The 11,983-nt window shown below is 40.9% G+C and carries 8 protein-coding genes and 1 pseudogene; 1 reads left to right on the top strand and 8 read right to left on the bottom strand.

Annotation, left to right across the window (positions count from 1 at the left end; genetic code table 11):
* Positions 1-67: 67 nt before the first annotated feature.
* From CFT42_RS01395 to CFT42_RS01380, 5 genes and pseudogenes are all read right to left on the bottom strand, one after another.
* A complete protein-coding gene (locus CFT42_RS01395) occupies positions 68-484 on the bottom strand; it encodes a general stress protein (protein ID WP_088808814.1) in 417 nt (138 codons plus the stop codon).
* A gap of 3 nt (positions 485-487) precedes the next feature.
* Positions 488-3,703, bottom strand: coding sequence for a DEAD/DEAH box helicase (locus CFT42_RS01390; protein WP_088815210.1), 3,216 nt, complete (start codon positions 3,701-3,703; stop codon positions 488-490).
* Positions 3,704-3,800: 97 nt separating this feature from the next.
* Positions 3,801-3,872, bottom strand: a pseudogene (locus tag CFT42_RS15085) (TipC family immunity protein); the annotation flags it as partial.
* A gap of 55 nt (positions 3,873-3,927) precedes the next feature.
* Entirely contained in the window at positions 3,928-6,987 is a 3,060-nt protein-coding gene (locus tag CFT42_RS01385; RefSeq protein WP_088815209.1) for an AAA family ATPase, read from the bottom strand.
* Positions 6,984-8,105 (bottom strand): exonuclease SbcCD subunit D, encoded by a 1,122-nt coding sequence (locus CFT42_RS01380; protein WP_088815208.1) that lies wholly within the window; start codon positions 8,103-8,105, stop codon positions 6,984-6,986. The genes CFT42_RS01385 and CFT42_RS01380 overlap by 4 nt, the downstream gene beginning before the upstream one ends.
* A 95-nt stretch (positions 8,106-8,200) precedes the next feature.
* Here CFT42_RS01380 and CFT42_RS01375 point away from each other — a divergent pair, with 95 nt between their 5' ends.
* Positions 8,201-8,809, top strand: a complete 609-nt coding sequence (locus CFT42_RS01375; protein ID WP_088808810.1) for a lysophospholipid acyltransferase family protein — start codon at positions 8,201-8,203, stop codon at positions 8,807-8,809.
* A gap of 242 nt (positions 8,810-9,051) precedes the next feature.
* On the opposite strand, the gene CFT42_RS01370 is transcribed toward CFT42_RS01375, so the two are convergent.
* The 3 genes from CFT42_RS01370 to CFT42_RS01360 all read right to left on the bottom strand — a co-directional run bounded on the left by CFT42_RS01370 (position 9,052) and on the right by CFT42_RS01360 (position 11,983).
* The gene (locus CFT42_RS01370) at positions 9,052-9,561 is read right to left on the bottom strand and encodes a hypothetical protein (RefSeq protein ID WP_088808809.1); all 510 of its coding nucleotides are present in this window, start codon (positions 9,559-9,561) and stop codon (positions 9,052-9,054) included.
* Between the two features lie 91 nt (positions 9,562-9,652).
* On the bottom strand, positions 9,653-10,135 hold the full coding sequence (locus CFT42_RS01365; RefSeq protein WP_088808808.1) for a CcdC family protein: 483 nt from the start codon (positions 10,133-10,135) through the stop codon (positions 9,653-9,655).
* A gap of 69 nt (positions 10,136-10,204) precedes the next feature.
* The gene (locus CFT42_RS01360; RefSeq protein ID WP_369821456.1) at positions 10,205-11,983 is read right to left on the bottom strand and encodes an ABC transporter ATP-binding protein; all 1,779 of its coding nucleotides are present in this window, start codon (positions 11,981-11,983) and stop codon (positions 10,205-10,207) included.

Here is an 11,983-nt window from a genome sequence, read left to right as displayed (position 1 = left end):
TTTGCATAAACACAATAAGTTTTAGTTATAAGCATAAAAAAAGGCATAAAGTTATGCCTTTTTATGCCTATCTTGCGAGCAATAATAATTTACCTTCATCAAGTTCGCTAACAAAATGAGCGATTTGTTCATCTGTTAAATCGAAATCCTCTAGTAGACGTTTCACCGTTTTATCATTTGTACGTGAAAACCATTTAGCAAATGGGCCTGCTGCATAGAGTGCACCGTACTTCGGATTATATGCTTGCGGAATGACAATGGCGCCACTTAAACTTTGCAGAATACCGGAAATGATGCCGAATGCTTCTTCGTTTACTGGGCGTTCCTGTTCTGTTTCAGTTCGTTCGGCTATTTCCTCACTCATTTTCTTATTTTTAGCTAGAACAGAAATATCCTCTTTTGTATATCCTTTTTGAACAAGTTGTTCGATTTGTTTGACTGCTTCCTCTTCATTTTCTACTGACAAAACTTCCCATTTATCCATTTTTCAACGCATCCCTTCTTTATTAAATGTAAGTAGTGCTTTCATCTCATCAATGGTGAGTTTGTTAAGCAATTGTTCACCAGGTTGAATGAGCGCATCTACTAAGGCTTGTTTCTTTTGTTGAAGCTCAAAAATGCGTTCCTCAATCGTTCCTCTTGCAATAAAGCGAATGACTTGCACGACTTTCTTTTGTCCAATTCGGTGCGCTCGACTAGCCGCCTGTTCTTCAATCGCGGGATTCCACCACAGGTCGAATAGAATGACCGTATCGGCACCCGTTAAATTTAAACCCGTGCCGCCTGCCTTTAAGGATATTAAAAACACATTTTTTTCTCCTTGATTAAAAGCTAAGACATCGTCGACACGTTTTTTTGCATTCGTTTTTCCATCGAGATAAAAATACGGAATTTCTTGTTCTTCGCATCCTTCTGCAATTAATTGTAGCATACTTGTAAATTGAGAGAAAATAAGAACACGTTTCTCCCCTTGAAGTGCTGTCCCAAGCGTATCGAACAGTTGCGTAACTTTGCTTGACTCCCCTGTGTATTCTGGCATAAATAAGCGCGGATCACAGCAAATCTGTCTAAGGCGCGTCAAACCGGCAAGCAAACGAATATGCTCCTCACCTTGATTTAAGCCGCCGGAAGCAAGTTCAGCTTGAATTTTTTCCACATAGGCTAAATAAATTTGTTTCTGTTCAGTTGTAAGCTCTGAATAAAGATTCGTTTCGATTTTCTCAGGCAATTCACGCGCGACATCCTTTTTGAGCCGTCGAAGTAAAAACGGTCGAATGAGCGCAGCTACATGTTGATGGTCGACCTCTTTAAATTTGCGTAGTGACGGGAAAAAGCCTGGTAAAATCGTTTGAAAAATCGTCCATAATTCATCCACCGAATTTTCAAGTGGTGTTCCGCTAAGCGCAAACATCGATTTACGGTCGAGCAATCTGACTGCCTGAGAAACTTTCGTCGTATAGTTTTTAATCATTTGTGATTCATCTAAAATAATTGTATGGAACAAGTTGCCTTCAAGCAAATCCGCATCTTGGCGCAGCGTTTGATAAGAAATCAAATACACTTGATTTTTTTTGAGTTCCGCCAATTGTTCTGCGCGTGAAAACTTGCTTCCTTCCACTATTTCCACGTTTATGCTACTTGCAAACGTCTGGAATTCATTTAGCCAGTTATAGAGGAGCGAGGCTGGTGTCACAATTAAAATTGGCTCGAGTTCTGCGTTTTCCTCCAGCTCAGATAAAAGAAATGCAATCGTTTGAATGGTTTTCCCAAGCCCCATATCATCAGCTAACACGCCACCTAGTTGGTATTTCGAAAGGGATTTCATCCATTCAAAGCCAACAATTTGGTAGTCGCGAAGTGTGGTATTTAGGGCTTTTGGAACGTTATAATGTTCATCGGAAAAATGTTGGACTTCTTCAAGCAATTCGCGATATTTCTTACTGAATTTTTGCCGATCTTGTTGGCCTTTTTCCAGTTCATAAAGCTGGATGCCGCGATAGACGGGCAACTGCATCGTTTGTTTGACTTCATTTTGCCGAACGTCAAGCAATTCGAAAATCCGTTTAATTTGCTCAAAGCTTTCGTCTTCAAGCGATAAAAATTGGCCATTTTTTAAACGATGATACGTTTTTTTCTCACGTAAGGATAAAAGTACATCTTTTGTTTCATCTTCTGGAATGCCCAAAAATTGGAAGGACACTGATAGAAACGTATTGTTTTCTGCCACATCAAAGGAAGTCACTGGCTGAATATCTTGAAATGCCATGTTTTCCATACCGTCTGCCATGAAGATTGCAACATATTCGCTAAGCTTTGGCACAATATGCGCATAAAAATGGTATAAGTCTTGTTCTTTCGCGCTTAAAACCATGCGATTTCCAGAAAATAAAATGGGGGCATTTTCAATAAGCTGCATAATTTTTGTTTCTGTTTCAATGTCACGGATAACAATTCGCTCGGCGCTCGCTCCATTTTCCCCCGTGTGAAAAGGTTCAAAAACCCAATCTGCATACTCATATTGCAGGCGCAGCTCATGTTTGTCGTCTTCTGTCATTGAAATAAAAAGCTTTGCCTCAAGTGGAAAATTGATGATGCGATTTTGAATGGTCTCGTCCACATCGACTGTGCCACTTTTTTGTAGTGCTGGCAAAACGTAAGACACCATTTCGCTTAATCTAGCTTCGTTGAACTGTACAACATCACTTTTCGTTACTTTTTGGAATTCGAAAAGTGGCATTATGCTTAGCCATTCTTTTCGTTCTAAGTGATGAAATGTGCCGTCTAAAAAGATGAGTTGATATTTTTCTAAAAAAACAGCTTGTTGCAGCGATTCGAGTTCAATTTGGTATTTCCCGTTTGACGTGCTTCTGAAAATATAGTTGAAATCCAGTTCCCCTTTGACCATCTTAATAGCGGGATAGCGCATTAAAATTTCATTTTTTTCGTTCATTATTTGTAAACTCGCGTTTTCCCCTGTGAGTTTTTGAAGTAGCTCTTCTGCCAAATACGGCGTCACGATGAGCGTTTTGTCGTCTTCGTAACTTCTTGAAAAATAGCTGTCGGACAGTTCATACATCTTCTGGATATCGCAAATTTGCGTGAGCAGTTCGAGAATGGCGGAGTCTTTTTCTGAAAAAGTATGTTCATTTGGATCAAAGCTGAAATTTTTTGTAAAAACGAGCAACTGGTTGTAGCGCACGGCATCAAGAAAGGCTTGAATGTTTTTTACAACATACGTCCGCTCGGCGCCGACTTTTAGCTCCAGCACAATTTGTCGCTCTTCGTTTTCTGTTTTTAATGAAACATTGTAAACAATTTGTAGTGTTTTCTTTGCATCTAAAACAGGCACCTCAAATTGGTCCGCTAAACTTTCTTGAAAAAGTGCTAAAAGCGTGACGGATTCTTGTTCTAAAATGCGTTCTTTCAAACTGATTTTTTTCTTTTCGTGCAGCAACTCTACTTTTTTCAAATAAGTGGCATACATATGTTTACAGACGCGTTCCCCGTAAAGGTGGCTGTCGCACGTGCAGTCCAGTACATCTGGTTCCGTTTCCGTGACAACTTCCCCGTCAGAAAAGTAAAAATTGGTCTGCTCGTTTTCTTCATCTATTTTATATAAGGCTTCACTTTTTATAAGTCCTTTGGCATCTTGTTTCGTTTGATAAGGCACCATTTCATCTTGAATGTTGATTTGCCGTTTCATCATTATCCCTCGCTTTAAGAGTCCTCTAAACCTTTATTTTAACATAAAAAAAGGCGTGAGGCTTGTTTATATACACCTCACGCTTTTTTTAAGTTTTTTAATAAGTTTTCTTTACTTTAACATCGCCAAAATCATCTGGTGAAAAACGGCTGTTATAAACTGAACACCAATCTGTTTATGAAATACAAAAAGAGACTCGCGACTTCTCTTCGCCGCGAGCCCTTTTATGTGTGTAACACGAACTCCGTCTTGCTTCCTTGGTTCGTCGCTGTCACTTCAAGCCGAGCCGGAATGCGCTCTTTAAGCTCTGGTACATGCGAAATGATGCCCACAAGTCGTCCGTTTTCCTGCGTTTCCAGCAAACATTCAATCGCCGTTTCCAAAGATTCCGGATCAAGCGTACCGAAACCTTCATCGATAAACATCGTATCAAGCGAAATGCCGCCAGCCATCTCCTGCACCACCTCAGCTAAAGCCAGCGCTAGCGCAAGTGACGTTTTAAAACTTTCACCGCCCGATAACGTTTTCACATGGCGCGTTAAGCCCGTATATTCGTCATACACCTCAAGCTCAAGCCCGCTCTGCGCGTTGCCTTTTGCTTTATCGCGCTTTCGGCTAAGCTCAAAACGCCCATTTGTCATCTTCAGTAAACGCACGTTAGCATGCTGAACAATTGTGTCGAGGAAAGTCGCGAGCACGTACCGCTCAAACGTAATCCGCAAATCATTTTTCCCGCGCGCAGTATCCGCAAGCAGACCCAAATCTGCGTATTCCGCTTCAAATTTAAGCAATTCTTCTTTTTTGGAATTAAAAAGCGTATAGCGACTGGACGTTTCACTTCCACGTTCGCGCACAACTAGCATTTTTTGTTCGGCCTCACTTTGAATAGCTTTCGCCGCATCTAGTTCTGCTTGCAATTTGCTGACGTCTTTCTTCTCGACGTTTTTTAGTTTTTCTGCTAGCACCTGTTTTCGATCTTCCGCCACAAAAAGCGCTTTTTCATAGTTCGAAAGTGTCGTTTCGGTCGTGGGGATTTCATTTTCGCGCGCCAAATAGGACTTAAAAGTCGCCTCATCTTGGAATCCAAGGTTGACTCGTTTTTCTTCAAAAAGTGTCTGATCGGCTTGCCATTCGTTTGAAAGTTCCGCGAGTTGTTTTTCTGTGCCTTTTAAGCGCGTTTCCATGTTGCTGACAAGCTCTTTTTGCGCCGTAACACCTTTTGAAACTTCCTGTTCGCGTTTTTCAAATTCTAACAGCGATGCCGCAATTTGGTTTTGCAAACGCTTGAAAGCTTCTGGTTCGCGCAAATTTTCCGGAATATCTGTGTAAAGCCAATTGATTTCCGTCTCCAAAAGGTCCAATTCGCGCTGCAACTTATCTTTTTCAATTTGCGCTTCAGTCATTTGATGCGTCAAATTCTGTTTCGCAGTTTGCTGTTCGTTTAGTTGCGCTTTGAGTTTGTTTCGTAGTTCCAGCTGTTCATTTAGCTTCGCTTGTTTTTGTTTGGCAGTTTCAATCGTAGCGGTCAATTTTGCTAGCTGCTCATCAAACACAGCAAAATCATTTCCGCTTACGTCTCCCCACTGCTCAGTCTGCCATTTCAAACGGGCGATTTTTTCCTCAACTTGCTTTAATCCAAGCGTTTTAGTTTCCAGCTCTTTTGAAAGTTCCTCTAGCTTCCCAATATCCAAAGTTCCAGAAAACGTAGCCATTTGCGGGTGTTCCGTCGCGCCGCAGACTGGGCATGGATCACCGTTATGAAGGTGTGTCGCTAAGAGTGCGGCCTGCTCCTGTTTCGAAGCAGCAAGGAGTTCCGCTTCCTCTTTTTGGAGCGCTTTTACAACTGCCGTCTGCGCCTTTTGTTCTTGCCGCAAAACCGCAAGCTGCTCTTCTATTTGCAAAAGCTGGCTCGTTTTCTCAACATTTTCTGCCACTTGTTTCCGCTCGCCCTCTAGTTCGTTCATGTTCTCCAACAGCTGGAAACGTTCTTGCTCAAGGTTCTCAAGCGCCGCAATACGGTCCTCAAGCGAACTCACATCATGCGCAAGTATCTCGAAATCCACTTCAAATCTTTTAAAAGCTTCTTCTTTTGTAGTAAAAGCAGCCTTTTTAAACTCCAATTGTGTTAAGTTTTCCGTAAGCTGCCTCATCTTCGGCGCCATTTTCTCAAATTCAATTTGATTGCGACGCCATTTTGCTACACGTTCTGCCATCTCTAAAAGTTCCCGCTGCCCCTCTTCCCATTTTAAAAGTTCCATGCGCGCATCTTCCGTCTGATTTTCAAGTTGCTTCTTTTCTAGCTGCACCGTGCGTATTTTTTCATTCGTTCGCTCCCGCTGCATAAACGCAGCTTGCAACTCTTTCGCCGCCTTCATTTTCGTTAGCTCCCGCTTCAACTCCTGCATTTTCTCCCGTTCACCGTATAATAGTTCGAGCTCCTCCAATTGCTTCTCAAGCTGTACAAAGTCCGCTTCGATATTTTCCGCCACCGCAACGCTTTGAGCTGCCGCGATGCTCACCTTCTCAAGTGTTGTTAGCTCATCTTGCAAACTTGCCATGTGCTTTTTCTGCTCCGCCAGTTTCGTTTGAAATTGTTCTTCGATTTCGGCAATGGTTAGCGTTTCATCAGCGAATTCCGCTACAATCACTTTCCAAAGTTCGGTTCGCGTATTTTCTGCCAAAAGCTGTAACTCTTTTTGCTTTTCAAATAAAAGATTTTCGACATATTTGTAAAAATCCGTATGCGCCAACCGTTGTAAAATGACTTCCTTTTCCTTGCTTTCTGAAATGAGCAATTCACGAAACTCGCCTTGGGGAATCATTAAAATTTGCCGAAACTGGTCGACATTCAGTTGAATTAATTCTTCCATTTTTACTTTTACATCGCGCACGGAGCTAGCTAGCAATTTTTCGCCATCGTCCGTTATTTCAAACAACTCGGCTTTTTGATTTAAAGAGCGCATGCCGTCGCCGCGCGCCTTTTTTACTTCCTGCTGCGGCATTCGTTTAATGAAGTACGTTTTTTCGCGCAACATGAAAGTGAGTGTCACTTCCGTTAAATCTGAATCCGCCGCAAAGTCACTTCGCATTGATGCGCCTTCCCGGTCAGCTAAATTTGTAACGCCAAAAATGGCAAAACTAATCGCATCAAAAATCGTGGACTTGCCCGCACCCGTTTTTCCAGAAATAACAAAAATACGTTCTGTCCCAAGTTCAGTAAAATCGATTGTCTCCAGTTTTTTATAGGCACCAAATGCCTCCATCGTTAACTTTAACGGCTTCATTCTTTACCTCCCTCACGCGCTTCTTTAAAAATTTCCGTCATCAGTTCTTTTTGCGCCGTTGTCATACTTTTACCTTCAGCAAATTCAAAAAACTGATCAAACAATGCCACATCATCCTTTTTCATCAGCTCATCAAACTTCACTTCAAGCTTGTCTTCCATCTGGTGCCGCATTCGCTCTAAATGCAAAATATTCGGATAGAACTTACGAAGTTGCCCCATCGGATCAAGAAGCGCACCTGCGTCTTCTAACTTCACTTGCAAGTAATCTTCTTTCTTGTCTAAAATATTGGTCGTAAGTTCGCTTAAGCTTCCGCTCACAATTCGCATGTCGCGTATTGGTTGCAAGAATACTTCACGTACGTCGAGCGTTTCTTCGAGTGTAACGATGCGCACACTTTTTTTATCCTTGCTTTCTGAAAAAGAATATTTTAACGGCGAACCGCTATAATGGATGGTGGGGTGCGTGATGGCGTGCGGGTGGTGCAGATGGCCAAGTGCAACATAATCAAAACCAGCGAAGCAGTTTGTAGAAACACGGTCTACATTCCCGACAGCAAGTTGACGTTCAGAGTCACTTGAAATGCCGCCAGCAACAAAGGCGTGTCCAACTAAAATTTGCTTTTTCGTTTTATCAGCACGCGCCCGAATGGAATCGGTTATTTTTTGCATCGCATCTTCGTAAGTTCGAATGTCGCTATCATTAAATTTTTCGCGCACAATTCCAGGCTCATGAAACGGGACAAGCCAAATTTCAGCATTTTGAAAGGCTACTTTTTGTACTGGGTCAGTGATTTTCCCAGCAAGATAAAGTGCCGTTTTTTCATACCATGCAGCGCCAAATTGCAGCCGCTCTGCACTATCATGATTGCCGCTAATCGCAAAAATCGGCAAGCCAAGCATCACGTTCCACTCGTAGAAAATATCGTTTAAAACGTCAACCGCGCTCGCTGGTGGAACCGAACGGTCATAGAGATCCCCTGCGATAATGATGCCATCTACTTTTTCCCGTTTAATAATTTCGGTTATTTGTTCTAAAATATATGTTTGATCCTCAAGCATCGAAACACCTGATACGATTTTTCCAAGGTGAAGATCTGCTGTATGTAAAAGTTTCATCATGGCCTCTTTTCTACTGCTTTATTTTTTTAATGCAAAAATCTGCATTTTTGAGTATACTTATACTAGTTGATGTCTTTTAGGGAGTGAAGAAGTTGTTTTATAAATTTGCGAAAACTGTCGTCCATATTATTTTAATCATCATTGGTGGACGATTTCAAGTACAAAACAAAGAAAAAATACCTGCGGCTCCTTATGTTGTTGTCTCGCCGCATACTTCATGGATTGAAATTATTTATCTTGGCTTTGCCGTCTATCCTGTATCTGTTCATTATATGGCGAAACAAGAGTTATTTAAAGGGAAATTCCTTAATTGGTTGATGACGCATTTAAACGCCTTCCCAGTTAACCGTGACAACCCTGGTCCTAGCGCTATTAAAGCGCCGATTCGTTTATTAAAACAAGGCAAAGTCGTCGGTATTTTCCCAAGTGGCACGCGTAAACAGACGAACTTGCATTTAAAACGCGGTGCTGTAACCATTGCTTTTAAAGGAAAAGTCCCGATGTTACCAGCCTTTTATGATGGCCCGAAAAACTTCAAAGAAATTTTAAAAAGAAAAAAAGTTATCATTCGTTTCGGTGATCCGATACATTTAAATGATACGGATAAAGAACAAAAAGAAGTTTTAGAAGAAAAATCACTTGAACTTATGGCAACATTCGAAAGACTGGAACAAGAAATTCAAGCTACGAAGAAAAAATAAATTTAAAAAAAGCATTTTGGGATTACCCAAAATGCTTTAGCTTGTAGAAAACCTCTAAACTTAAGCCAAACAAAACGTACTACGCACAATCAGACTGATGACAAATGGTGAGATTCTAGGCAAAGCCGAGTACTGCACCGGAGCGTACTCGAGTACGTGAGGAGCGGAACGCAGGTTTTAACGACGAAGATTGCCGTTTGTCATCAGTCTGAAGCATTTTGGGATTACCAAAATGCTTTTTATTACATTGTATCTGTTAAAATATCCGAACCAGCTAAGCCATTATCTTCTAAGATTTTTGAGATATCAGCAGATGCTTTTTGAAGCTTCTCATCAGCACTTGTTGTGTCAACAGGTGTTGCGTTTAAAGCTGTTGCTTCATCGGCATAAGCAGCACTTAAATCCGAAACTGCCTTTTTAAAGTCGTCTGTAGATTTCCCTAAATCCGGAACTTTTTCAGCCGCTAAAGCATCGGAAACCGCTTGTGCAGAAGTCGATGCTTTTTTAGCAAGCTCCGCAAGTTCAGCTTCAGAAGGCTTAGGATCAGCAGTCGAAGCGCTTAGATAGGCACTGTAATCCGCGTTTTTATCACTAATAGTCGAAACTAAATCCATATAATAATTTAGTACATCTTCGCTTGATGTTTTCTTCGATTCTTCTTTTTTGTCTGTATCATTGTTGCTTGAAGATGAACAAGCTGCAAGCGTGAAAGCTAAAACAAACATAAGTAATGCAATTAACGTTTTCTTCAAAATATTTCCTCCTTTTTATCACATAAATGTGACCTTCCTCATTATAACTTTTACATAAATCTTACACAAGTATTTTTACGAATAAATCGCCTCATTCTGCCATTTCTTTAGCAGGTTGAAGGTTTTTAGCGACGTTTTTATATTGAAAATACATCGCAACACGCCACGGAACAATCATCGCGAACGCCATAATCCAAAACATTCCTGATAATTCCCCAACTTCAAGGCTACCACTAATTAAATATTTGATTAAAATTCGAATAAGTAACAGTGACATCAAAATGACCGGAAATGCCTTTGTACGTTTAATAAACACAAAATCCTTTTTAATTTCAAATTTCGTCGTCCAAATGAGAATGACAGAAAATACTAGCCCCATTAAAATGGCTTCGATAATATCAAGTCCCGAAACGCGGAAATACGGGACAACAAACATGAGCGCACCAGTCGACATCATCACTGGCGGTAAAATAATGCCTTTTATAGACGCTGGTCGTTTTGATGCTTTCATGCGAATTAAAATAATCATTGAACCAAAAATGAGTGTAACAATAATAGATAAAATAAGTGACATATCTGATTCCTCCTACAAAGCTTCGTTAGCCATTATAGCGCTTATTTTAAAGAAAAGAAACCAAAATGTTTACAATTCCATGCCACTATTTTGCAGTTGGTACATCGAATGATAAACTCCACCCGTTTGTAAAAGTTCGTCGTGTGTACCGCGTTCAATAATCTCGCCTTTGCTTAAAACTAAAATCAAGTCAGCATCTTTAATTGTCGAAAGTCGATGCGCAATCGCAATCGTTGTCCGACCTGTGCGCATGCGTTTTAAGCCCGTTTGAATTAAACTTTCCGTTTCCGTATCGATGTTCGCTGTCGCTTCATCTAAAACAAGAATTTGCGGATTCGTCACAACCGTACGTGCAAAGGAAATGAGTTGCCGCTGTCCACTTGAAAATGATGCTCCGCGTTCAATGACCTTATGGTCGTAAGTCCCATCTAACGTTTGAATAAAATTGTCTGCCTGTACAAATTTGGCCGCCTCTTCCACTTCCTGATCGGAAATTTCCTGGTTGTACAGCCGAATATTGTCCCGAATATTACCGTAAAACATAAAACTATCTTGCAGGACAAGACCCGTTTTTTTACGCAACTCACTCGTTTTATAATCTTTAATCGATTTTCCATCAATTAAAATTTCGCCGCGTTCAAATTCATAAAAGCGCATCATTAAATTAATAATCGAACTTTTTCCGCTTCCTGTATGCCCGACGAGCGCAATCGTCTGCCCAGATTCTGCCGTAAAGCTAATATTTTTCAAAACATCATGCTCCCCGTCATAAGCAAAGGATACATCTTTAAACTCAATTTTTGCGCTTTCAATTTTAGCTTGCGCATCATTTTTCTGAGCGGGCACTTCTTCTGTTTCGTCCATGATGCGGAAAACGCGCGCTGCCGCAGTAATCGCTTCCTGGTACATCGCAAGACGCTCCATCACATTATAAATGGCTTCTAAAAAGCGATCAAAATAGCTGACGAAAGCATAAATCGTACCGATGGCCACTGGACCGATGAGCGATTCTGCTCCGAAAAAGCCAAGGATAATTACGACCGCAATCGCATAAATGAAATCAATGGCTGGACCTAGTAACAGCGCATTAAATTTAATATTTTTTATCCCAACATCGTAGTAATCTTTGTTGATGACTTCAAATTCGCGAGCTAGACGTCTTTCCTGATTAAATTGTTGGACAATCGACATTCCTGAAATCGACTCGCTAATATTGGCGTTTAGTTGACTTAATTTTTCGCGCTTCGCCCGGTAAAATTTTGAACTTTTCTTCCGGTAAACGATAATAATAAAAGCGATGAGCGGAAATAGTGCCAAACAATACAGCGCAAGTTGCGCATCAAGAGCAAACATCGCTACGTACATACCAATTAGCATGAATAAACTTTGAATCGCAGTGGAAAGCACATTAATAAACATGTCTTTAATCGCTTCCGTATCGTTTGTCACACGCGACACAATACTACCCGCAGGGGTTTTATCAAAATAGCGCATGCCAAGCGTATGCAACTTCGAAAATATATCAATGCGAATGCGTTCCACAATCTGAAAGGCAATTTTTTGAAAGAAAAAGAGTTGGAAATACCAAATGATAACCTTTGCTAGCGCAAGTCCAAGGTATCCCGCCACAAGAATTGTAATCGCCTCTACTGCAAAGTTCATCGGTGTCAAATAATCATCTAAAAACTTCCGAATGATGAGTGGCGACACAACATCAATTATCGTCACAAACAACACGAGAAAACCAGTTAAAATTAATAGTGGAATATGGAAACGTGTGTAGCGCATCAGACGTTTTAAAACTTGCCGATGTTCTTTTCCTGTCATCGTTAATAAATCATCATTCAT

Source organism: Listeria goaensis, assembly GCF_900186125.1.
GTDB lineage: Bacteria > Bacillota > Bacilli > Lactobacillales > Listeriaceae > Listeria > Listeria goaensis.
Note: the sequence above shows the minus strand (reverse complement) of the source record. Positions and strands in the feature narration are given on the sequence as shown.

Bases quoted from the DNA above. Each gene is read 5' to 3' on its own strand.
- CFT42_RS01395 (WP_088808814.1), bottom strand. From the start codon at position 484: ATGGATAAATGGGAAGTTTTGTCAGTAGAAAATGAAGAGGAAGCAGTC.
- CFT42_RS01390 (WP_088815210.1), bottom strand. From the start codon at position 3,703: ATGAAACGGCAAATCAACATTCAAGATGAAATGGTGCCTTATCAAACG.
- CFT42_RS01380 (WP_088815208.1), bottom strand. From the start codon at position 8,105: ATGAAACTTTTACATACAGCAGATCTTCACCTTGGAAAAATCGTATCA.
- CFT42_RS01360 (WP_369821456.1), bottom strand. From the start codon at position 11,983: ATGAATGATGATTTATTAACGATGACAGGAAAAGAACATCGGCAAGTT.
- CFT42_RS01385 (WP_088815209.1), bottom strand. From the start codon at position 6,987: ATGAAGCCGTTAAAGTTAACGATGGAGGCATTTGGTGCCTATAAAAAA.
- CFT42_RS01365 (WP_088808808.1), bottom strand. From the start codon at position 10,135: ATGTCACTTATTTTATCTATTATTGTTACACTCATTTTTGGTTCAATG.